The organism is Caballeronia arationis, from assembly GCF_001544975.2.
Classification (GTDB): Bacteria; Pseudomonadota; Gammaproteobacteria; order Burkholderiales; family Burkholderiaceae; genus Caballeronia; species Caballeronia arationis.
Genome location: NZ_FCOG02000012.1, coordinates 47652 through 68828, shown reverse-complemented (window position 1 = coordinate 68828; position 21177 = coordinate 47652). Strand labels below are relative to the sequence as shown.

Below are 21177 nucleotides of genomic sequence, written 5' to 3'. Positions count from 1 at the left end.
GTTTGCACCGTAGGCGCCCGCTTTGAAAGTAGCAACAAAATCGTCGCATCATGTGCTGGCGTGACACCGCGTAGCGCCGCTTGGCCGCGCTCGCGGCAAAAACGCCGGCCCGTTTTTCAGGAGTCGAGTTGTGGCTGCCTCCCTCAGCGGTACCGCGGACAAGAATCCGCAAAATCCGCCCCGCCGCGCGTCCGCGTCGGCGGCGCTTGCCGATAAATGGATTCCGAAGCTCGTGCTCGCTCCGAGCGTGTTGATCGCGCTCGTCTTCGTGTACGGCTTCATCCTGATCACCGGTTATCTGTCGCTCACCAATTCGCGACTGATGCCGCGCTACGAATTTTCGGGCCTCGACCGCTATCGCCAGCTGTTCGCCAACGACGTCTGGTGGACTTCCGCCGCGAACCTCGGCTGGTTCGGCGTTCCGTTCATCGCGATCTGCGTCGGGCTTGGCCTCTTCCTCGCCATCCTGCTCGACCAGAAGATCCGCAACGAAGGCGCATTGCGCGCCCTCTTCCTGTATCCGATGGCGCTTTCGTTCATCGTGACCGGCACCGCCTGGCAATGGATTCTGAACCCGGGCCTCGGTCTCGAGAAAGTGCTGCACGACTGGGGCTGGACGAGCTTCTCGTTCGACTGGCTCGGCAATCCCGACAAGGCGATTTTCTGCGTCGTGATCGCGGCGGTGTGGCAGTCGACCGGCTTCGTGATGGCGCTCTTCCTCGCCGGCCTGCGCGGCGTGGACGCGGAAATCTTCAAGGCCGCGCAGATGGACGGCGCGGGCCTGCCGACCATCTACCGCAAGATCGTGATTCCGAGCATGCGGCCGGTGTTCTTCTCCGTGCTCCTGATTCTCTGCCACATCACGATCAAGACCTTCGACCTCGTCGTCGCGCTGACGGCGGGCGGTCCGGGCACGTCTTCCTCGCTGCCGGCGATGTTCATGTACACGTTTTCGTTCAACCGCGGGCAACTGGGTGTCGGCGCCGCGTCGTCGATGATGATGCTCGCCACGGTCGTCGCGGTGCTCGTGCCGCTGATGTATCTCGAATCGAGGAGCACCCGCAATGCAGCCTAATATGACGATAAGCCGCGCCGTCATTTATGCGGCGCTGATCCTGTTCGCGCTCTACTTCCTGTTCCCGATCTACGTGATGGTGTCGACGTCGTTCAAGGACCTCGACCAGTTGCGCACCGGCAACCTGCTCACGCCGCCCACGCACTGGACCTTCGCGCCGTGGGTGAAGGCGTGGCAGGAAGCGTGCACCGGCGTGCGTTGCGACGGCATGCAGCCGTTCTTCATGAACTCGGTGAAGATGGTGATCCCGGCCGTGCTGCTCTCGTCGATCATCGGGGCCTTCAACGGCTACGTGCTCACGCACTGGCGCTTTCGCGGCGCGGACGCGCTCTTCACGATGCTGCTGGTCGGCTGCTTCATTCCGTTCCAGGCCATTTTGCTGCCGATGGCGCGCCTGCAGGGCATCCTCGGCCTGTCGAACACGGTGCCGGGCCTCGTGCTCGTGCACGTCGTGTACGGCATCGCGTTCACGACCATGTTCTTCCGCAACTTCTACGTGAGCATCCCGGCCGAGCTCGTGAAGGCGGCGCGCATCGACGGCGCGGGTTTCTTCACGATCTTCACGAAGATCCTGATGCCCGTTTCGCTGCCGATCTTCATGGTCTGCCTGATCTGGCAGTTCACGCAGATCTGGAACGACTTCCTGTTCGGGATCGTGTTCTCCGGCGTCGATTCGATGCCGATCACCGTCGCCCTGAACAACCTCGTGAATACGTCGACGGGCGTGAAGGAATACAACGTCGACATGGCGGGCGCGATCATCGCGGCGCTTCCCACCCTGCTCGTCTACATGATCGCCGGCCGCTATTTCGTGCGCGGCCTGACGGCGGGCGCGGTGAAGGGCTGATTATTCAGGCGGGCGGCGCCTTTCATGGCGCGCCCGTGGCAAAGACAAACGAGCAGCAAGAGACAACAGAGGATTCACAATGGCAAGCCTTTCCATCCGTGACGTGTACAAGACCTACCCGAACGGGGTGCCGGTTCTCAAGGGCGTCAACATCGACATCGAGGACGGTCAGTTCCTGATCCTCGTCGGCGGCTCGGGCTGCGGCAAGTCCACGCTTCTCAACATGATCGCCGGGCTCGAGACGGTCACGAAGGGCGACATCATGATCGGCGGCCAGACGGTGAACAACCTCTCGCCGAAGGACCGCGACATCGCGATGGTGTTCCAGTCCTACGCGCTCTACCCTTCCATGAGCGTGCGCGAGAACATCTCGTTCGGCCTCAACATCCGGAAGGTGCCGAAGGACGAGCAGAAGAAGATCGTCGACCGCGTGTCGGACACGCTGCAGATCCAGCATCTGCTCGACCGCAAGCCGGGACAGCTTTCGGGCGGCCAGCGCCAGCGCGTCGCGATGGGCCGCGCGCTCGCGCGCGATCCCGTGATGTTCCTGTTCGACGAACCGCTCTCGAACCTCGACGCCAAGCTGCGCATCGAAATGCGTTCGGAGATCAAGCTGCTGCACCAGCGCCTCGGCACGACCATTGTCTACGTGACGCACGACCAGATCGAAGCGATGACGCTCGGCGACCGCATCGCGGTGATGAAGGACGGCGTCGTGCAGCAGTTCGGCGCGCCGCAGGAAATCTACGATTCGCCGTCGAACCTGTTCGTCGCGGGCTTCATCGGCGCGCCGCCGATGAACTTCGTCGCGGGCAAGCTCGTGGAAGCGGGCGGCGGCGTCGGTCTCGAACTCGATACGGGTATTGGCCGAAAGGTGCTGAACCTGCCGTTCGACCCGGCGAAGCTGCGCGGCAAGGTCGGGCAGGAAGTCGTGCTCGGGCTGCGTCCGGAGCGCATCACGGATGCGCGCAGTGCGCACGATGTCGACGACGCCCGCCTGCAGCCGGTGGAAGTGCGCGTCGACGTGATCGAGCCGACCGGACCGGACACGCTCGTGTTCGCGCAGGTGAACGGCAAGCGCATCGTGAGCCGCGTGCACCCGGCGTCGAACCCGCAGCCGCTCACGAACATGACACTGCTGTTCGATGTGTCGAAGGCGGTGTTGTTCGATCCGAAGACGGAGGAGCGGCTGGCCTGAGGGTCGCTTCAAACCGCTGTAAAGGAAGCCGCGCATCGCGCGGCTTTTTTTCATGCCCACGCTCTTCGTGGAGATGCCGCAACCACACCGGGCATAATCGACGAATTGCCGCCCCAAACCCGTGCGGCGCTTCACAAGGCTCTCCATCGCAATGAGTTTTTTGTCCTCGCATCCCGAACTTGCCTTTGAACCGTCCAACGACGCCGATCCTTTCATCGCGCTCGAAGCGCTCGATAGTCCGCAAGTCGACGCCTGGGTCGGTGCGCAGAACACGCGCACGACGAAAGCGTTCGGCAGCACGTCCGACGCCGACGCGCTGACCGAGCGGCTCGCGAAGGCATACACGTCGAAGGACCGCATCGTCGCGTGCTCGCGCTACGGCGACTGGGGCTACAACACCTGGCAGGACGACGAGCATCCGCTCGGCATCGTGCGCCGCACGCCGTGGAGCGCGTGGCTCGCGGGCAAGCCGGACTGGCAGACGGTGCTCGACGTCGATGCGCTCGACCTGAACAACTTCGCCGACAACGACACCCGCTGGGCCCTCCACGACTTCGACATGGTGTATCCCACCTGGGATCGCGCGCTCGTGAGCCTGTCGCCCGGCGGCTCGGATGCGTGCATCGTGCGCGAGTTCGATGTCGAATCGCGGGCGTTCGTCGAAGGCGGGTTCGAGTTGCCGGACGTGGGCAAGCACGGCATCTCGTGGATCGACCGCGACTCCGTGTACGTCGGCTGGGACAACAGCGCGCACAGCAAGAAGCCCGCGCTCACGACTTCCGGCTTTCCGCGCGAGGCGCGCCGCTGGTCGCGCGGCACGCCGCTCGCCGAGGCGCCCGTGGTGTTCGAAGGCAAGCGTCGCGATGTGTCGGCGGGCGCGGACTACGATCCGCTGGAAAAGCTGCATCTCGCGTCGCGCGCGGTCACGTTCTACGAGACGATGCATTTCTGGTTTGACGAAACGGCGAACGAATGGCGTCAGTACGACGTGCCGCTCGACGCGGAAATCGAACACTGGAACGGCTGGTTCTTCGTCACGCCGCGCGAAGACTGGCGCGTCGACGGCGCGCGCTATGCGAGCGGGTCGCTGCTGGTGATCCGGCGCGATGCGTTTCTCGCGGGCGCGCGCGTTTTTCAGGTGCTGTTCGAGCCGTCGGGACGCAGCGTCCTCGCCGACATCGACTTCACGAAGCACTGGCTCATCGCGTCGCAGATGGACGATGGCGCGCCGCGCGTCACGCTGTGGCAGCCGCCCGCGGATCACGCCGCGCCCTGGCAGAAGCGCGATTTCGCGGTGCCGGACGCGAGCCAGTCGTATGTCGATTCGATCGATTCCGAACGCGACGACACCGTGCTCATCCACGTCGAGCACTTTCTCACGCCGCCGTCGCTGTTCTACACCGATCTCGCAATCGACGAACCGTGGACGCTGCTCGCACGGCTTCCCGCTCAATTCGACGCGACCGGGCTCACCGCCGTGCGCCGTCACGCCGTCGCGCCCGACGGCGTCGAGATTCCGTACTGGCTGATCGGCCGCGAGGCCAAGCTCGCGGGTGAAGCGGCGCCGTGCCTGCTCTATGGCTACGGCGGCTTCGAGGTCGCACTCGATCCGCACTACGATGCGACGACCGGCATGGCCTGGCTCGAAGAAGGCGGCGTGCTCGCGATCGCCAACATCCGCGGCGGCGGCGAGTTCGGGCCGCTCTGGCATCAGGCCGCGCAGCGCGAAAAGCGCCAGGTCTCCTTCGACGATTTCATCGCGGTAGCCGTCGCGCTGATCGATTCGGGCGTGACGACGGCAAAGCAACTTGCGATCCGCGGGGGCAGCAACGGCGGCCTGCTGACGGGTGTCGCCATGATTCAGCGGCCCGAGCTGTTCGGCGCGGTGCTCTCCGAGGTGCCGCTCCTCGACATGTCGCGCTTTCATCTGCTGTTGCAGGGGGCGTCGTGGATCGACGAATACGGCGATCCCGACGAAGCCGCCGATCTACGCTTCCTGTTGACGTATTCGCCGTATCAGAACGTAAAGCCGGAGGCGCACTATCCGCCCGTGCTGCTGACGTCATCGACGACGGACGACCGCGTGCATCCCGGCCACGCCCGCAAGATGACGGCGCGGATGCAGACGCAGGGCCATGAGCGCGTGTGGTATCTGGAGAACCGCGACGGCGGTCACGGAGCGGGCGTCGAGCCGGAAGCAGTCGCGCGTGTCGAGGCAACCGCTTTCACTTTCCTGAAAGCGACGATCGGAGGCGCGGCGGCCTGACGGCTGCCGTCAGATCGTCCGCGTCGGCTTCTCGTGCCAGCGCAGCACGAGCGTGCGTCCCACGAAAGTCAGCAGGCCGGAAACACCGATCACGATGCCCATGCCGTTCGGCGTGCCGTCGTGAAAGAGCCCGACCGCGAGACTAGCGAGCGCGCCGAGCGCGAGCTGCACGGCGCCGAAGAGCGCCGCCGCCGCGCCCGCGTTGCGGGGGTAGCGGTGCATGAGATCGGTGGTGCAGTTCGCCGACAGAAGACCCACCACGCCGACGACGAAGAAAAGACACACGACGATCGACCACAGTCCGCCCCACCCCGTCAGGCACACGAGCGCGACCGCGAGCGCCGCGACCACGCTGACGAACGCCGCGGCGGAAATCATCTTCAGCGAGCCGAGCCGGCCGACGAGCCGCGTATTGAGCACGTTGCCCGCGATGATCCCGATGATGTTCAGCCCGAACAGCAGTCCGTAGTGCTGCGGCTTGACGTGGAAGTAGTCGATATAGACGAAAGGCGTCGCGGTGATGTAAGCGAACATCGACGCGAACGCCATTCCCCCGCACAGCATGTGGCCCCACGTGACGGGATCGGCGAGCAGGTGCCCGTAGGCAGCGAACGAGCGCCCGACCGCCGAGCTCGCCCGCTTCTCGCGCGGCCAGGTTTCCGGCACGCGCAGGAACGCGGTCACAGCGCACACCGCGCCGAACAGCGTCAGCGCTACGAACACGACGCGCCAGCCGCCGATCAGCAGCAACTGCCCGCCGATCAGCGGCGCGAGCAGAGGCCCGATCGACGTGACGATGGAAAGCATCGAGAGGACGCGGGCGGCGTCGGTGGGCTCGTGCGCATCGCGGGCGATCGCGCGTGCGAGCACGGACGCCGCGCCCGCGCCGAGCGCCTGCAGGAAGCGCACGAAAATCAGCGCATCGATGGAGAACGCCGCCACGCACGCGATGCTCGCCACCGTATAGAGCGCGATGCCGCCGAGCAGGACCGGCCGGCGGCCGTATGCGTCGGACAGCGGCCCGTACAGCAGCATGCCGACCGAGAAGCCGGCCATGAAACTCGTCAGCGTGCTTTGCGCGGCGGCCGCGCTGGTCCCGAAGGCCGCCGCGAGCGACGGCAGGCTCGGCAGATACATGTCGATCGACAACGGGCCGCACGCGGCGAGCGCGCCGAGCAACAGAATCAGACGCGCATCGGGACGGCGCCGCGTGGTGTGGGACATGGGAATCGACGGGAATGTGGCGGAACGGCGGGCCAGCGCTGCCGGTCCAGAGTGAGGACTCGACACAACGCGGGCCGGCCGGCGAAAGGCCATTGTACGCGAGGCCTTGCGCTCATCCGTCCCCATGATCCGGTAAGCTTTTGGGATCGCTTTCACGACGACGCGCGCGCATGACCGCCTTCCTGCTGATCTGGAGCCCGAAAAAATGGCCCTGGCCCGAGTTGCCCGCGCTCGCGCGGCGCGTCGCCGCGGGCGAAGCCGTGACCGACGCGTGGGGCTGCGGAACGTCGCGCAGCCTCATGCCGGGCGACCGCGTGTTCGTGCATCGCGTCGCAGCGGAACCGAAGGGCGTGTTCGCGTCGGGCTACGTGACCCGCGCGCCGTACGAAGTGCCGGATGCATCGAGAAAGCGCGGCTATCGGCTGTGTATCGACTTCGTGTACGACTTTCTCGTCGATGCGCACGAGCGCGTGGTCGTCACGCGCGACGAGTTGCGCGCCCATCCGTTCTCCGTGCAGACGTGGGACGCACAGGGTTCGGGCACGGTCATCAAGCCGATGGCCGAAGGCGCGCTCGAAAAGCTCTGGACACAGCGCACGGGCCGACGCTCGCGGCCGTCGGCTTCGGTCGCGGCGGCGCGGTCGTCCCCGCCCGATCCGGACGACTCCGGTACAATTTCATCCTGATTTCCGCCGTTGAGCCCGCCGTCCGGCCCTTCGTCGATCCGCATTCGCGACATCGCGCTTCATGCCCGGCTCTTCAGGCTTCAGCATTCACTTTCAGCGCAGGCCTTCATCCATGTCCAAGAATCAAGCTCTCTTCGATCGCGCCCAGCAGACCATCCCCGGCGGCGTCAATTCGCCGGTGCGGGCGTTCCGCTCGGTCGGCGGAACGCCTCGCTTCATCGAGCGCGCGCAGGGCCCGTACTTCTGGGACGCCGATGGCCAGCGGTATATCGACTACATCGGCTCGTGGGGCCCGATGATCCTGGGCCACGTGCATCCGGAAGTGCTGGAAGCGGTCCAGCGCGTGCTGGGCAACGGCTTCTCGTTCGGCGCGCCGACCGAAGCTGAAATCGAGATCGCCGAGGAAATCTGCAAGCTCGTGCCGTCGATCGAACAGGTGCGCATGGTGTCGAGCGGTACCGAGGCCACGATGAGCGCGCTGCGTCTCGCGCGCGGCTTCACGGGCCGAAGCCGCATCGTCAAGTTCGAAGGCTGCTATCACGGCCACGCGGACAGCCTGCTCGTCAAGGCGGGCTCGGGGCTGCTCACGTTCGGCAATCCGACCTCGGCGGGCGTGCCGGCCGATATCGCGAAACACACCACCGTCCTCGAATACAACAACATCGAGCAGCTGAACGAGGCGTTCGCGGCGTTCGGCAATGAAATCGCTTCGGTGATCGTCGAGCCGGTCGCGGGCAACATGAACCTCGTACGCGCGACGCCCGAGTTCCTGCAGGCGCTCTCCGCGCGTTGCAACGAGTACGGCTCGGTGCTGATCTTCGACGAAGTGATGTGCGGTTTTCGCGTGGCGCTCGGCGGCGCGCAGGAGCTGTACGGCATCAAGCCGGACCTGACGTGCCTCGGCAAGGTGATCGGCGGCGGCATGCCGGCGGCCGCGTTCGGCGGACGTCGCGACATCATGGCCCATCTCGCGCCTCTCGGCGGCGTCTATCAGGCGGGCACGCTGTCCGGCAATCCGATCGCGGTCGCGGCCGGCCTCAAGACACTGCAGCTGATCCAGAAGCCGGGCTTCCACGCGCAGTTGGGGAAGCAGACCAAGCGCCTGACCGACGGCCTTACCGCCGCCGCGCGGGAGGCGAAAGTGCCGTTCGTCGCCGATGCGCTCGGCGGCATGTTCGGCCTCTATTTCTCGGAGACCGTCCCGGCGAGCTTCGCCGAAGTCACGCAAGGCGACACGAAGCGCTTCAATGCGTTCTTCCACGCGATGCTGGACGAAGGCGTGTACTTCGCGCCGTCGGCGTACGAAGCGGGCTTCGTCTCGAGTGCCCACGACGACGCCGTGATCGACGCGACGCTCGACGCCGCGCGCCGCGTGTTCGCCGCGCTCGCGGCCTGACGCGAAGGCTGCCCGGACGATGTTCTCCCAGACCGATTTCACCTACATGGAACGCGCGCTGGCGCTCGCCGCGCGCGGCATGTACACGACGACACCGAATCCGCGCGTCGGCTGCGTGCTGGTCAAGAACGGCGAGGTGATCGGCACGGGCTTTACGCAGCCGGCCGGCCAGGATCACGCCGAAGTCCGCGCGCTGAAGGACGCCCGCGCGCGCGGCAACGACCCGCGCGGCGCCACCGCCTACGTCACGCTGGAGCCGTGCAGCCACTTCGGCCGCACTCCGCCGTGCGCGCAGGCGCTGATCGACGCGCGCGTCGAGAAAGTGATCGCTGCGATGGAGGATCCGAATCCCTCCGTCTCCGGACGCGGCCTCACGATGCTGCGCGACGCGGGTATCGACGTGCGCTGCGGGCTGCTTTCGAATGAAGCGTATGAGATGAACATCGGATTCGTCTCACGCATGACGCGCCGCCGGCCGTGGGTTCGCATGAAAGTCGCGGCGACGCTCGACGGGCGCACGGGCTTGCCTTCGGGCGAGAGCCAGTGGATCACGGGCGAGGACGCGCGCGCCGACGGCCACGCGTGGCGCGCCCGCGCATGCGCGATCCTGACTGGCATCGGCACGGTGCGCGAGGACGATCCGCAGCTGACCGTGCGCGCCGTCGATACGCCGCGTCAGCCGCAGCGCGTCCTGATCGACAGCCGGCTCGACGTTCCGCTTGGCGCGAAGATTCTGGAAGGCGCGCCGCCGTGGGTGTTCCACGGCAACGACGCCGAGCCGTCGCGCGCGGCCCTGCTTCGCGAGCGCGGCGCCGATCTCGTCGAACTGACGAACGAGCACGGCAAGGTGGACCTGCCCGGCATGCTGACCGTGCTCGCCGATCGCGGCATCAACGAATTGCACGTCGAAGCGGGTCACAAGCTGAACGGCTCGCTGCTGCGCGAAGGCTGCGTGGACGAACTGCTCGTCTATCTCGCGCCGAGCCTGCTCGGCAACGCACCCGGCATGTTCGATTTCGTCCCGCCTGGCACGCTCGACGCGCGGCCGCACCTGAAGTTTCACCGCATCGATCGTCTCGGCGACGATCTGCGGATCCTGGCGCGCTTCGTCGAAGCGCACGCCTCACTTTGATCGACCTACGCGAGGAAGCTCGATGTTCACCGGAATTGTCGCGGCAGTCGGCCGCATCGAAAAGATCACGCCGCTCGGCACGGAACCCGAAGCCGGCGTGCGGCTGACGGTCGCCGCGGGCGGACTCGATCTCGCGGACGTCGAACTCGGCGACAGCATCGCGATCCAGGGCGCGTGCATGACGGTGATCGAGAAATCGGCGAATTCGTTCGATGTCGACGTCTCGCGCGAAAGCCTGAACAAGACGGCAGGTCTTGGCGCAGCCGGCGAAGTGAATCTGGAGAAGGCGCTGCGCGCGCACGACCGGCTCGGCGGGCACCTGGTGTCGGGCCACGTCGACGGACTCGGCGAAGTCACCCGCTTCGAGCGCGTCGGCGAATCGCACGAACTGCGGGTGCTCGCTTCGCGCGACATCGGCAAGTATCTGGCCTACAAGGGTTCCGTCACGGTGAACGGCGTGAGCCTGACGGTCAACTCGGTGACGGATCGCCCGGATGGCTGCGAATTCTCGATCAACCTGATTCCGCACACCGTCGAAGTGACGACGCTCAAGGCGCTCGCAGCGGGATCGAAGGTAAATCTCGAAATCGATCTGATCGCGCGGTATGTGGAGCGGATCCTGAGCGTGTCGGGAACGGGAAACGACGTCAGCGCGGGTTGAGCTCCCGCCAGCGGCCACCGTACGAGAGATGTTCGAAATCGAGAGGCACTTGCCGGGCGTGGCGAACGCCCGGCAGATAAACCACGTCGCCGACATGCGCGTAGACAGCATGTGATCTTAGAAAGCCATGGCTGGCTTCATGATCGGCATAGTACTTATTTCTGTACAGAATTCGCGCCGTAGCGTTGCAACGCTTTCAGTATCGACCGGCGGCCCGCAGCGCGCCATTCGTCCGGAAGACTAAGGCCCGAAGCACACTCCCTGCAAATCGATTACCGCCCGTCCATCGGCGGTGGCGTAAAATATGGCCTTTCCCGCATCGGACGTCACCATGTCGCTCGCCTCTACCCTCGAGATCATCGCTGAACTGAAATCCGGCCGAATGGTGATCCTCGTCGACGAAGAAGACCGCGAGAACGAGGGCGACCTCGTCATCGCCGCCGAATTCGTCACGCCCGAGGCGATCAACTTCATGGCGCGCTACGGCCGTGGCCTGATCTGTCTCACGCTCACGCAGGAGCGCTGCCGCCTGCTGAACCTCCCGCCGATGACCCATCGCAACGGCACGCAGTACGGCACGGCGTTCACGGTCAGCATCGAGGCCGCCGAGGGCGTGACCACCGGCATTTCCGCCGCAGACCGCTCCCGCACGATCCAGGCCGCCGTCGCGCACGACGCGCGCGCCGAGCACATCGTCCAGCCGGGCCACGTGTTCCCGATCCAGGCGCAGCCGGGCGGCGTGCTCGTGCGTGCCGGGCACACGGAAGCGGGCTGCGACTTCACGGCGCTCGCCGGCCTCACGCCCGCTGCGGTGATCTGCGAAATCATCAAGGACGACGGCGAGATGGCGCGCCTGCCCGACCTGATCGAGTTCGGCGCGCAGCACGGTCTGAAAATCGGCACGATCGCCGACCTGATCCACTACCGCAGCCGCACGGAATCGATCGTCGAGCGCGTCGCCGAGCGCACGATGCAGACCGCGCACGGTGCCTTCCGCGCCGTGCTGTACCGCGACCAGCCGAGCGGTTCGCCGCATATCGCGCTCGTGCGCGGCACGCCGACGCCGGACCGCGAAACGCCGGTGCGCGTGCACGAGCCGCTGTCGGTGCTCGACCTGCTGGAAATTGACTCGTCGACGCACTCCTGGACCCTCGACGCCGCGATGAAGGAAATCGTGTCGCGCGATCTGGGCGCGATCGTGCTCCTGAACTGCCACGATTCGAAGGAGCACCTGATCGACGTATTCCAGGCGTTCGACCGCAAGGAGAAGGCGGATCAGCTGAAGCGCCGCCCGGTCGATTTCAAGACCTACGGCATCGGCGCGCAGATCCTGCGCGAACTGGGAGTCGGGAAGATGCAGGTGCTGTCGAACCCGCGCAAGCTCGGCAGCATGTCGGGCTACGGGCTCGAAGTGACCGGTTTCATTCCGATGCCGGGCTGCCCCGCCACGCCGTCCGATGCCGGTGTCGCCCAACTGCGCTCGGCTTGAGGCGATCCGCGGCACAACCACCACACACTCAAAGAACGGAATCAATCAATGGAAATCGGACAATACCAGCCGAACCTCGACGGTGACGGCCTGCGCATCGGCATCGTGCAATCGCGCTTCAACGAACCCGTGTGCAACGGCCTCGCCGACGCGTGCATCGAAGAGCTGGAGCGCCTCGGGGTGATCGGCCAGGACGTGCTGCTCGTCACCGTGCCGGGCGCGCTGGAAATTCCGCTCGCGCTGCAAAAACTCGCGGAATCGGGCCAGTTCGACGCGCTGATCGCGCTCGGCGCCGTCGTGCGCGGCGAGACGTATCACTTCGAACTCGTGTCGAACGAAAGCGGCGCGGGCATCTCGCGCATCGCGCTCGACTTCGGCACGCCGGTCGCGAACGCCGTCCTCACGACGGAAAATGACGAACAGGCGGTCGCGCGCATGACGGAAAAAGGCCGTGACGCAGCACGCGTTGCGGTGGAAATGGCGAACCTGTCGGTCGCGCTGGAGCAACTCGGCGGCGACGACGAAGACGAAGACGAAGATGAGGACCGCGCATGAAGAGCGCTCGACGCCGCTCGCGTGAACTCGCGACGCAAGGGCTTTACCAGTGGCTGCTGTCGGGTGCGCCCGGCGGCGAGATCGACGCGCAGTTGCGCAACGCGCAAGGCTTCGACAAGGCCGACCACGATCACCTCGACGCGATCCTGCACGGCGTGATCAAGGAAGCCGACGCGTTGTCGGCCCAACTGCAGCCGTGCCTCGACCGGCCGGTCGAGCAGCTGTCGCCGGTGGAGCGCGCGGTGCTGCTCGTCGCCGCGTTCGAATTCAAGCATCACGTCGACATTCCGTATCGCGTGGTGATCAACGAGGCGGTCGAACTGACGAAGACGTTCGGCGGCTCGGACGGCTACAAGTACGTCAACGGCGTGCTCGACAAGCTCGCCGTGCAACTGCGCCCGGCCGAAGCGCAGGGCCGCGGCCGCGGCTGAATGCGAAAGGGCGGCCGCATGGTCGAAGCCGGCGCGCCGTCCATCCTGACTGGATCTCCGAAGATGAATACCCTCTCCGAACCCCTCGTTCGGCTGGCCGCCCGCGTCGACGCGATCGAGCCCTTCTACGTGATGGAGCTGATGAAGGAAGCGCAGGTGCTGGAAAGCCTCGGGCGCGACATCATCCACATGGGCATCGGCGAGCCGGATTTCACGGCGCCCGAACCGGTGATCCGCGCCGCCTCCGACGCCCTCGCACGCGGCGTCACGCAGTACACGAACGCGCTCGGCATCGCGCCGCTGCGCGAGGCGATCGCGCGCCATTATCGCGATGCGTTCGGGCTCGACGTCGACCCGCAGCGGATCGTGGTGACGGCGGGTGCGTCGGCGGCGCTCCTGCTCGCGTGCATGGCGCTCGTCGATCATGGCGACGAAGTGCTGATGCCCGATCCGTGTTACCCGTGCAACCGCCATTTCGTCGCGGCCGCCGACGGCAAGCCCGTCCTCATCCCGAGCGGCCCCGCCGAGCGCTTCCAGCTGACCGCCGAACACGTCGATGCGCACTGGGGCGAGCACACGCGCGGCGTGCTGCTTGCGTCGCCGTCGAATCCGACCGGCACGTCGATCGAGCCCGCCGAACTGCGGCGCATCGTCGAGTCGGTGCGGGCGAAAGGCGGCTTTACGATCGTCGACGAGATCTATCAGGGTTTGAGCTACGACGCGAAGCCTGTCTCCGCGCTCTCGTTCGGTGACGACGTCGTCACCGTCAACAGCTTTTCGAAGTATTTCAGCATGACCGGCTGGCGGCTCGGCTGGCTCGTCGTGCCGCCCGCGATGATCGGCGCAATGGAGAAGCTGTCGCAGAACCTCTTCATCTGCCCGTCGGCGCTCGCGCAATATGCCGCGCTCGCCTGCTTCGAGCCGGAAACGCTCGCGATCTATGAAGCGCGGCGCCTGGAATTCAAGCGCCGCCGCGACTTCATCGTGCCCGCGCTGCGCTCGCTCGGCTTCGGCGTGCCGGTCGTGCCGGACGGCGCGTTCTACGTCTACGCCGACACGCGCGGCGTCGCGCACCCCGCCGCCGGTGACAGCGACGCCCTCACCCGCTCGATGCTGCACGACGCCGGCCTCGTGCTCGTGCCGGGCGCGGATTTCGGCTTTCACGCGCCGAACCAGTATCTCCGGCTGTCCTATGCGACGGCGTATTCGAAGCTCGAAGAAGCGGTCGAGCGGCTGGCGAAGCTGTTCAGGCGCTGAAGCATTTATCGTCTGCTGATAATAAAAAAGGCACCTTCCGGTGCCTTTTTGCATTCCAGCCAACGCTTCCTTCAGATCAGGCGCCAAACTCCGCCGATGCCACATGCTTCGGCGCGGCATCGCTGTCGGCGTCGTCCTGATCGTGCGACGCGCCCGACTTCGGCGCCGTGATCGGCTTGGCGCCGTCGAGCGTCGCGTGCACGCGCTTGCTCGCATCGGTCGACGTCGAAGCCAGCACCTGCTTCTGCGCCGGTGCCTGCGGTGCGTTGATGGGCACGTTGCGGCCGCGCGCGACATCGCGCAGACGCGTACGCTCGGCCAACACCTTGGCGCCGTAGCCGCCGTCGTCCTGCGTCGTCGAGCCGACGTAGTAGCGCAAGCCGCCCGCCACCGAGCCGCCGCGCGCGATGCAGTCCTTCAGCACCAGCGCGCCGACCTTGATGTTCGCGAGCGGATCGAGCGCCGCGTGCGAGCCGCCGAAGTATTCGAACTTGTCGGAGTGGACCTTGGACATCACCTGCATCAGGCCCTGCGCGCCGACGCCGCTTTCCGCATACGGATTGAAGCCGGATTCGATCGCCATCACCGACAGCAGCAGGAGCGGATCGAGACCGACTTCGCGGCCGGTATCGAAGGCAGCGCGCACGAGCTCGCTGACCGGCTCCTGCGCCACGCGATAACGCCGCGCGATGAACGTCGCGACGAGTTTTTGCTCGCGTGTCGAGATGAGCACGCGATCATCGCGCGCATCGGCGACGACGCGTTGCGCCGGAATCGCGTTGGCGAGCATTGCGACGGTCGGCAGGGTGCGCGGATCGAGCCCGTTCGGCGACACCGCGAGGCTGAGGCCGCCCGTGAGCTGGCGGGTGCTGTCGTCGTCGGCTGCAGCGGCACCGAGTGAGGGCGCGGTCGCCGGAGACGGCGAGACCGATGCAAGCGACGACGGCAGCGCCTGAGCCTGTGCGGCTTGCGCTACCCGGGCGGCTTCCAGCTCGGGACGGCGTCCGCCCGCGAACGGCGGCAGCGGCTGGCCGGCGAGCAGACGCGCGGGGCCGGCCTGCACGGCAGCGGAGACCATCGGCATGATCCGTGCTGCGAAGGTTCCGCGCCACGAAGGAAGCAGCCAGAGGGCGAGCGCGGTCAAAACGGCCGCGCAGCCGACCAGACTGAATAGATAGTGACTCATGCGGGTCCCGCGACGCACGGCGACGCGCACTCTCTGCGCGATGTGTGTGTCTGGACGCCACGACAACCAAGCGTTCATTGGTGCTCCCATGTTGCATTGATTTCCGCTGATTAATACCAATAGAACGGCATTCAAAAGCGCAAATCAGACACCGCTCGCCTCTTGGCAAGCAGGAGCGGCATCGGGAAAACGGCATGCGCCGTCTGGGAAGCCGATCCGGAACATTTCGTTTCCGGTAGCGAACGGCACGAGACGCATGCCGGGGCGCAGAAGGCTTCCACGCGAAAAACCGGCGGAGAAGAGCGCCGGCAAGAACAATCAGCTACGAACCGCGACACGCATTTGGGCGCCGCCGATTCCCTGCACCTCAAAAAAGTTCTGAGGAAAGGTAAAAAGTTGCAAAGGCAACTTGTGATGTTGAGCGATTCTAGGCAGGGTTAAATGATCCGTCAATGCTATAGCCGACTGTTTCAATTACTTACAGTTATAATGAACAGCGTTTAGGTGGTTAGACAACACGTTTTGCGGCGATCTCCGTAGGAAATTACTGAATGTCCGCGAACGCACTTACAGCATCGCAGGTAAAATCGACAATCGACTCGCGCGCAGCGCATTCCTCCCCGATTCTCGATGAAATATAAAGATCTGCGCGACTTCACCGCCCGCCTCGAAGGCCTCGGCGAACTGCGCCGCATCAGGCAGCCTGTTTCCCCCGTGCTGGAAATGACCGAACTCTCCGATCGCGTCCTGCGCTCGGGCGGCCCGGCCCTGCTCTTCGAATCCCCGACCGGTCACTCGGTTCCCGTACTTGCCAATCTGTTCGGCACGCCGCGGCGCGTCGCGCTCGGCATGGGCATCGAAACGGACGCCGCCGCCGGCAGCGATCCGAGTCTCCTTTCCGATACCGCCGCGCTCGAATCATTGCGCGATGTCGGGCGGCTGCTCTCGGCGCTGAAGGAACCCGAGCCGCCGAAGGGACTGAAGGACGCGGGCAAGCTGCTGTCGCTCGCGAAGGCCGTCTGGGACATGGCGCCGAAGACCGTTGGTTCGCCGCCTTGCCAGGAGATCGTGTGGGAAGGCAATGACGTCGATCTGGCGAAGTTGCCAATCCAGACCTGCTGGCCGGGCGATGCCGGTCCGCTCGTCACCTGGGGGCTCACCGTCACGCGGGGACCGAACAAGACCCGCCAGAACCTCGGCATCTATCGTCAACAGCTTATCGGCCGCAACAAGCTCATCATGCGCTGGCTCGCGCATCGCGGCGGCGCGCTCGACTTTCGCGAATTCGCGCTCGCCAATCCGGGCAAGCCGTATCCGGTGGCGGTTGTGCTCGGCGCCGATCCGGCCACGATCCTCGGCGCGGTGACGCCGGTGCCGGACACGCTCTCGGAATATCAGTTCGCCGGCTTGCTGCGCGGCGCCAGGACCGAACTCGCCAAGTGTCTGACGCCGGGCGTCGACACGCTTCAGGTGCCCGCGCGCGCGGAAATCGTGCTCGAAGGATTCATCTATCCGCAGGACGGCGCGCCCGATGCGGCGTCCCGAGCGGCGCCGGCAGGCGCGCCGCCACGGCCGTCGAAGGGCGCGTCGGCGAACTACGAGCACGCGCTCGAAGGCCCATACGGCGATCACACCGGCTATTACAACGAGCAGGAGTGGTTTCCCGTTTTCACCGTCGAGAAGATCACGATGCGCCGCGACGCGATCTATCACTCCACCTACACCGGCAAGCCGCCCGACGAACCCGCCGTGCTCGGCGTCGCGCTGAACGAAGTGTTCGTGCCGCTCCTGCAGAAGCAGTTCGCCGAGATCACCGACTTCTATCTGCCACCGGAAGGATGCAGCTACCGGATGGCGATCGTGCAGATCAAGAAGAGCTACCCGGGACACGCGAAGCGCGTGATGTTCGGTGTCTGGAGCTTCCTGCGCCAGTTCATGTACACCAAGTTCATCGTCGTGGTGGACGACGACGTGAATATCCGCGACTGGAAGGAAGTCATCTGGGCCATCACGACCCGCATCGACCCGACACGCGATACGGTGCTCGTCGACAACACGCCGATCGACTATCTCGATTTCGCGTCGCCGGTGGCGGGGCTCGGCTCGAAGATGGGACTCGACGCGACCAACAAATGGCCCGGCGAGACAAATCGCGAATGGGGCCGGCCGATTCAGATGGACGACGCGGTGAAACGACGCGTCGACACCTTGTGGGATGAAATCGGACTGGGGAAGCGCCCATGAAAGCAGCGACGGTGTATCGCGGCGACGCGATCGAAAACACGCACGAGGCGCACGTCGCGGTGGTCGATTCTCAAGGCCAGCTGCTGTATTCCTTCGGCGATCCGCATCGAATGACGCTCGCGCGCTCGGCGGCAAAACCGGCGCAGGCGCTCGCGGTACTGGAAACCGGTGCGCTCGAACGCTTCGGCTTCGACGACGCCGACCTCGCGCTCATGTGCGCGTCGCACAGCAGCGAGGAGCGGCATATCGAACGGGCGCACGCGATGCTCGGCAAGGCGCACGCGAGCGAGGCCGACCTGCGCTGCGGCGGCCATCCGGCGATCTCGGATGCGGTCTACCGCAACTGGATCAGGCGCGACTTCACGCCGACGCCCGTGTGCAGCAACTGCTCGGGCAAGCACGCGGGCATGCTCGCGGGCGCGCGGGCGATCGACGCGCCCATCGCCGACTATCACCTGCCCGACCATCCCCTGCAGGTGCGCGTGAAGCACACGGTCGCGCGCGTGCTCGATCTCGCGGACGACGAAGTGCAATGGGCCATCGACGGCTGCAACCTGCCGACGCCCGCCTTCCCGCTCGATCGTCTCGCGCGTCTCTACATGAAGCTCGCCGATGCTCAACCCGACACACCGGACACCGCGCCGCTCGCACGCATCTATCGCGCGATGACGACGCATCCGGAACTCGTCGCGGGCGAGGGGCGCTTCTGCACGCTGCTGATGCAAGCCTTCGGCGGCGCGCTCGTCGGCAAGCTCGGCGCCGACGCGAGCTATGCGATCGGCGTGCGGCGGCCGGAAGGCGCGCTCGGCATTGCGGTGAAGGTGGAAGACGGCAACATGACCGTGCTCTACGCGATCGTCGCCGAAGTGCTCGCGCAACTTGGCATTGGCGCCGAGGACGAGCGCCGCAAGCTCGACGCGTTCCGTCATCCGCCGATGCGCAACACGATCGGTATCGTGACCAGCCGGCTCGACGTATCGCTGCAGCTCGCTCGTCACTAACAAGAACAAGGGAAATACGCAGGATGCATTCGTGGTCGTTGTTGTCGGATGGTTTTTTTCTGTCGCTGTCGCTGTGTCTCGATATCGGCATTGCGAACGTCGCGATCATTTCGCTCGTGCTGTCGCACGGATTCAAGCCGGGTTTCGTGCTCGGACTCGGCACCTGCGCCGGCGACCTGTTCTATGCGGCGCTCGCGCTCGCGGGCATGTCGGCGCTGCTGCAATTCAGCACGGTGCGCTGGGTCGTGTGGATCGGCGGCGCGATCGTGCTGCTCTTTCTCACCTGGAAGATGGCGCGTGAGGCGCTCTATCCGGCCTCGGCGCCGCCCGTTGAAGGGGAAGCCGATCTCGTCACGCCGCGCCAGAGCCACCTAAGGAGTTTCCTGCGCGGCGCGTTGCTCGCGGTGTCGTCGCCGAGCGCGATACTGTGGTTCGCGGCCGTCGGCGGCGCACTGATCGCGAAGGCCGGCGCAACGAGTCCCGTGAGTGCATCGGTGTTTCTCGCGGGCTTCTTCGTCGGCGGGCTAGGCTGGACCGCCTTCATCTGCGTGCTCGCGAGCCACGGCCGCAAGCGCGCCGGCACGACGCTCCTGCGAGCGTGCCACGTGCTCTCGGCGGTGCTGTTCGCGTATTTCTCGTATAGCGTGAGCGTCAACGGCTACCGCGATCTGATCGTGCACGCGGCTTCGTAACCTGCCTCACGAGCCGCGCAGATACAGATCAGCCGACGAACTGCGCGAAGCGTGCGAGATCGACGTTGCCGCCGCTCACCAGCACGCCGACGCGCTTGCCTTCCACCGGAATCACCTTGTTGAGAACGGCCGCGGCCGCGAGGCATCCGGTCGGCTCGACGATCATCTTCATACGCTCGGCGAAGAAGCGCATCGTGTCGATCAACTGAGCGTCACTCACGGTCACGATCTGGTCGACATGGCGCCGGATGATCTCGAAGTTGTACTCGCCGACGTGCGTGGACGCGGCGCCATCGGCGATCGTACGCGGCACGTCGATGTGCACGATTTCGCCGCGCGCGAGCGACTGCTGCGCGTCGTTGCCCGCCTCGGGCTCGACGCCGATCACCTTGCACGACGGACTCAACGCCGCCGCCGCGAGCGCGCAGCCGCCGATCAGCCCGCCGCCGCCGAGACACACGAACAGATAATCGAGCGGCCCGGTCTCCTCGATCAGTTCCTTCGCCGACGTGCCCTGCCCCGCGATCACATGCGGATGGTCGTAAGGCGGAATCAGCGTCATGCCGCGTTCCTCGGCGAGTTTGCGGCCGATTTCCTCACGATTCTGCGTGTAGCGGTCGTAAGTGATCACTTCGCCGCCGTAGCCGCGCGTCGCGGCCACCTTGGCGGCGGGCGCGTCTTCCGGCATGACGATGGTCGCGCGGATACCGGCGAGCTTCGCCGACAACGCGATCGCCTGCGCGTGATTGCCCGACGAATACGTGAGCACGCCGCCCGCGCGCTGGCGCTCGTCGAAATGCGAGATGGCGTTATAGGCGCCGCGGAACTTGAACGCGCCCATGCGCTGGAAGTTCTCGCACTTGAAGAAGAGCGACGCGCCCGCGCGCTCGTCGGCGGTGCGCGAAGTCAGGACGGGCGTGCGATGGGCGGCGCCGGCGATGCGGCCAGCAGCATCGACGACATCGGCGTAGGTCGGGGCGGAAAGAGTGGACATCGGAGGGAAGTGGCGTGCGTTGAGGAAGTGCCATTGTCCCAGTTTCCAACGGGCGGGGGAAAGACGGGGTGATGTCCGATCGGCTCGGCGCATTGTTGGCGCGAGGGAGGCCCAATATCAAACGGCGCAACCCGGCGTGATGCCGGCGTTGCGCCGTTCGTTGTGACAGGACTGGGACTAGCGCTTAATGCCAGTGTCCGTGTCCATGACCGTAATAACCGCGGCCGTAATACCCGCGACCGTAATAGCCGCGATTCCAGTAAGGCCGTCCATAGTAACCGCCGACAACGACGGGCGGCGGCGCATAGACCACGGGCGGCTGGTAAACCACAGGCGGAGGCGGCGGCGCTACATATACGGGAGCGGCATAAACAGGATACGCCGGCACCCCGATGCCGATGCCGACTGACACATGCGCTTGTGCCGCGCCGACCAAGCCGGCGCCGAGCGAAGCAGCAACGATGAATGGGACGATTTTTCTCACTTTCTCTTCTCCTCGCCGCTCTTCAGTGCACATGACTGAATCTTTGCGACGGTATGAATCGAATTTAGCGAAAAAGCGTCGAGGAGGTTGCGTCCATTTGTAGCAAATTGCAATTCGTCTTACAGCGCCCAGCGGCTGTAAGAATCGGCGCGTGTCGCCGCGCCCGCGCAGACACACGCAGATGACGATCGGCTGACGGTCAACCCGAAGGCCGCGCTCACCGACATCGAAAGGCACGGTAATTTTTATTTACAAATGAGTTAAAAAAGCCCCGCGGGACGCGAGGTCCGGCGGGGCTTTCGGCCGGTATGCCGGCCAGGTGCAGCTGCGCTGCGTGTTGTTTCGAAGCTCGATTTTCC

19 protein-coding genes are annotated in these 21177 nt (G+C 65.5%); 15 read left to right on the top strand and 4 right to left on the bottom strand.

The features are described 5' to 3' along the window. The first annotated feature begins 130 nt into the window (after positions 1-130). The 4 genes from AWB81_RS09680 (at position 131) to AWB81_RS09665 (ending at position 5386) form a co-directional block, all read left to right on the top strand. The gene (locus tag AWB81_RS09680) at positions 131-1075 is read left to right on the top strand and encodes a carbohydrate ABC transporter permease (RefSeq protein WP_062634579.1); all 945 of its coding nucleotides are present in this window, start codon (positions 131-133) and stop codon (positions 1073-1075) included. Beyond that, positions 1065-1922, top strand: a complete 858-nt coding sequence (locus AWB81_RS09675) for a carbohydrate ABC transporter permease (protein WP_062634577.1) — start codon at positions 1065-1067, stop codon at positions 1920-1922. Before AWB81_RS09680 ends, AWB81_RS09675 begins: the two co-directional genes overlap by 11 nt. 79 nt (positions 1923-2001) lie before the next feature. Further along, positions 2002-3120 (top strand): ABC transporter ATP-binding protein, encoded by a 1119-nt coding sequence (locus AWB81_RS09670; RefSeq protein ID WP_062634575.1) that lies wholly within the window; start codon positions 2002-2004, stop codon positions 3118-3120. A gap of 151 nt (positions 3121-3271) precedes the next feature. Then, positions 3272-5386 carry a prolyl oligopeptidase family serine peptidase gene (locus AWB81_RS09665; RefSeq protein ID WP_062634573.1) on the top strand — a complete coding sequence of 705 codons (2115 nt, stop codon included), beginning with the start codon at positions 3272-3274 and terminating at the stop codon, positions 5384-5386. A gap of 9 nt (positions 5387-5395) precedes the next feature. On the opposite strand, the gene AWB81_RS09660 is transcribed toward AWB81_RS09665, so the two are convergent. Continuing rightward, on the bottom strand, positions 5396-6610 hold the full coding sequence (locus tag AWB81_RS09660) for a Bcr/CflA family multidrug efflux MFS transporter (protein WP_062634571.1): 1215 nt from the start codon (positions 6608-6610) through the stop codon (positions 5396-5398). Between the two features lie 170 nt (positions 6611-6780). Between AWB81_RS09660 and AWB81_RS09655 the strand changes: the two genes are divergently transcribed. From AWB81_RS09655 to AWB81_RS09620, 8 genes are all read left to right on the top strand, one after another. Next, the gene (locus AWB81_RS09655; protein WP_062634570.1) at positions 6781-7296 is read left to right on the top strand and encodes a hypothetical protein; all 516 of its coding nucleotides are present in this window, start codon (positions 6781-6783) and stop codon (positions 7294-7296) included. Positions 7297-7408: 112 nt separating this feature from the next. Next, a complete protein-coding gene (gene hemL, locus AWB81_RS09650) occupies positions 7409-8692 on the top strand; it encodes a glutamate-1-semialdehyde 2,1-aminomutase (protein ID WP_062634568.1) in 1284 nt (427 codons plus the stop codon). A gap of 19 nt (positions 8693-8711) precedes the next feature. Continuing rightward, the gene (ribD, locus tag AWB81_RS09645; RefSeq protein WP_062634566.1) at positions 8712-9824 is read left to right on the top strand and encodes a bifunctional diaminohydroxyphosphoribosylaminopyrimidine deaminase/5-amino-6-(5-phosphoribosylamino)uracil reductase RibD; all 1113 of its coding nucleotides are present in this window, start codon (positions 8712-8714) and stop codon (positions 9822-9824) included. 22 nt (positions 9825-9846) lie between these two features. Further along, positions 9847-10485: a riboflavin synthase gene (locus tag AWB81_RS09640; protein WP_062634564.1), complete on the top strand. Its 639-nt coding sequence runs from the start codon at positions 9847-9849 to the stop codon at positions 10483-10485. Positions 10486-10816: 331 nt separating this feature from the next. Then, positions 10817-11974, top strand: coding sequence for a bifunctional 3,4-dihydroxy-2-butanone-4-phosphate synthase/GTP cyclohydrolase II (gene ribBA / locus AWB81_RS09635; RefSeq protein ID WP_062634735.1), 1158 nt, complete (start codon positions 10817-10819; stop codon positions 11972-11974). Positions 11975-12022: 48 nt separating this feature from the next. Beyond that, a complete protein-coding gene (ribH, locus tag AWB81_RS09630; protein ID WP_062634562.1) occupies positions 12023-12529 on the top strand; it encodes a 6,7-dimethyl-8-ribityllumazine synthase in 507 nt (168 codons plus the stop codon). After that, a complete protein-coding gene (gene nusB / locus AWB81_RS09625) occupies positions 12526-12960 on the top strand; it encodes a transcription antitermination factor NusB (RefSeq protein ID WP_062634560.1) in 435 nt (144 codons plus the stop codon). Before ribH ends, nusB begins: the two co-directional genes overlap by 4 nt. 63 nt (positions 12961-13023) lie before the next feature. Then, on the top strand, positions 13024-14217 hold the full coding sequence (locus tag AWB81_RS09620; protein WP_062634733.1) for a pyridoxal phosphate-dependent aminotransferase: 1194 nt from the start codon (positions 13024-13026) through the stop codon (positions 14215-14217). A gap of 76 nt (positions 14218-14293) precedes the next feature. Here AWB81_RS09620 and AWB81_RS09615 read toward each other — a convergent pair whose 3' ends face one another. Continuing rightward, entirely contained in the window at positions 14294-15481 is a 1188-nt protein-coding gene (locus tag AWB81_RS09615; RefSeq protein WP_062634558.1) for a lytic transglycosylase domain-containing protein, read from the bottom strand. A 552-nt stretch (positions 15482-16033) separates the two neighbouring features. Between AWB81_RS09615 and AWB81_RS09610 the strand changes: the two genes are divergently transcribed. The 3 genes from AWB81_RS09610 to AWB81_RS09600 are packed head-to-tail and all read left to right on the top strand — an operon-like array spanning position 16034 to position 19340. Continuing rightward, entirely contained in the window at positions 16034-17647 is a 1614-nt protein-coding gene (locus tag AWB81_RS09610; protein ID WP_062634556.1) for a UbiD family decarboxylase, read from the top strand. Next, positions 17644-18648, top strand: coding sequence for an asparaginase (locus AWB81_RS09605; protein WP_062634554.1), 1005 nt, complete (start codon positions 17644-17646; stop codon positions 18646-18648). Before AWB81_RS09610 ends, AWB81_RS09605 begins: the two co-directional genes overlap by 4 nt. 23 nt (positions 18649-18671) lie before the next feature. Further along, on the top strand, positions 18672-19340 hold the full coding sequence (locus AWB81_RS09600) for a LysE family translocator (protein ID WP_062634552.1): 669 nt from the start codon (positions 18672-18674) through the stop codon (positions 19338-19340). Between the two features lie 28 nt (positions 19341-19368). Here AWB81_RS09600 and AWB81_RS09595 read toward each other — a convergent pair whose 3' ends face one another. Both AWB81_RS09595 and AWB81_RS09590 read right to left on the bottom strand, forming a co-directional pair. Next, positions 19369-20334 (bottom strand): threo-3-hydroxy-L-aspartate ammonia-lyase, encoded by a 966-nt coding sequence (locus tag AWB81_RS09595; RefSeq protein WP_062634550.1) that lies wholly within the window; start codon positions 20332-20334, stop codon positions 19369-19371. A gap of 184 nt (positions 20335-20518) precedes the next feature. Continuing rightward, complete coding sequence (locus tag AWB81_RS09590) at positions 20519-20818, bottom strand: hypothetical protein (protein WP_062634548.1); 300 nt, start codon at positions 20816-20818, stop codon at positions 20519-20521. Between the last annotated feature and the right edge of the window lie 359 nt (positions 20819-21177).

Excerpts from the sequence above, each read along its gene's own strand:
- AWB81_RS09675 (WP_062634577.1), top strand. The coding sequence starts at position 1,065 with ATGCAGCCTAATATGACGATAAGCCGCGCCGTCATTTATGCGGCGCTG.
- hemL (WP_062634568.1), top strand. The coding sequence starts at position 7,409 with ATGTCCAAGAATCAAGCTCTCTTCGATCGCGCCCAGCAGACCATCCCC.
- AWB81_RS09610 (WP_062634556.1), top strand. The coding sequence starts at position 16,034 with ATGAAATATAAAGATCTGCGCGACTTCACCGCCCGCCTCGAAGGCCTC.
- ribH (WP_062634562.1), top strand. The coding sequence starts at position 12,023 with ATGGAAATCGGACAATACCAGCCGAACCTCGACGGTGACGGCCTGCGC.
- nusB (WP_062634560.1), top strand. The coding sequence starts at position 12,526 with ATGAAGAGCGCTCGACGCCGCTCGCGTGAACTCGCGACGCAAGGGCTT.
- AWB81_RS09620 (WP_062634733.1), top strand. The coding sequence starts at position 13,024 with ATGAATACCCTCTCCGAACCCCTCGTTCGGCTGGCCGCCCGCGTCGAC.
- AWB81_RS09595 (WP_062634550.1), bottom strand. The coding sequence starts at position 20,334 with ATGTCCACTCTTTCCGCCCCGACCTACGCCGATGTCGTCGATGCTGCT.
- AWB81_RS09670 (WP_062634575.1), top strand. The coding sequence starts at position 2,002 with ATGGCAAGCCTTTCCATCCGTGACGTGTACAAGACCTACCCGAACGGG.
- AWB81_RS09640 (WP_062634564.1), top strand. The coding sequence starts at position 9,847 with ATGTTCACCGGAATTGTCGCGGCAGTCGGCCGCATCGAAAAGATCACG.
- ribBA (WP_062634735.1), top strand. The coding sequence starts at position 10,817 with ATGTCGCTCGCCTCTACCCTCGAGATCATCGCTGAACTGAAATCCGGC.
- AWB81_RS09605 (WP_062634554.1), top strand. The coding sequence starts at position 17,644 with ATGAAAGCAGCGACGGTGTATCGCGGCGACGCGATCGAAAACACGCAC.
- AWB81_RS09615 (WP_062634558.1), bottom strand. The coding sequence starts at position 15,481 with ATGAACGCTTGGTTGTCGTGGCGTCCAGACACACACATCGCGCAGAGA.
- AWB81_RS09600 (WP_062634552.1), top strand. The coding sequence starts at position 18,672 with ATGCATTCGTGGTCGTTGTTGTCGGATGGTTTTTTTCTGTCGCTGTCG.
- AWB81_RS09660 (WP_062634571.1), bottom strand. The coding sequence starts at position 6,610 with ATGTCCCACACCACGCGGCGCCGTCCCGATGCGCGTCTGATTCTGTTG.
- ribD (WP_062634566.1), top strand. The coding sequence starts at position 8,712 with ATGTTCTCCCAGACCGATTTCACCTACATGGAACGCGCGCTGGCGCTC.
- AWB81_RS09655 (WP_062634570.1), top strand. The coding sequence starts at position 6,781 with ATGACCGCCTTCCTGCTGATCTGGAGCCCGAAAAAATGGCCCTGGCCC.
- AWB81_RS09665 (WP_062634573.1), top strand. The coding sequence starts at position 3,272 with ATGAGTTTTTTGTCCTCGCATCCCGAACTTGCCTTTGAACCGTCCAAC.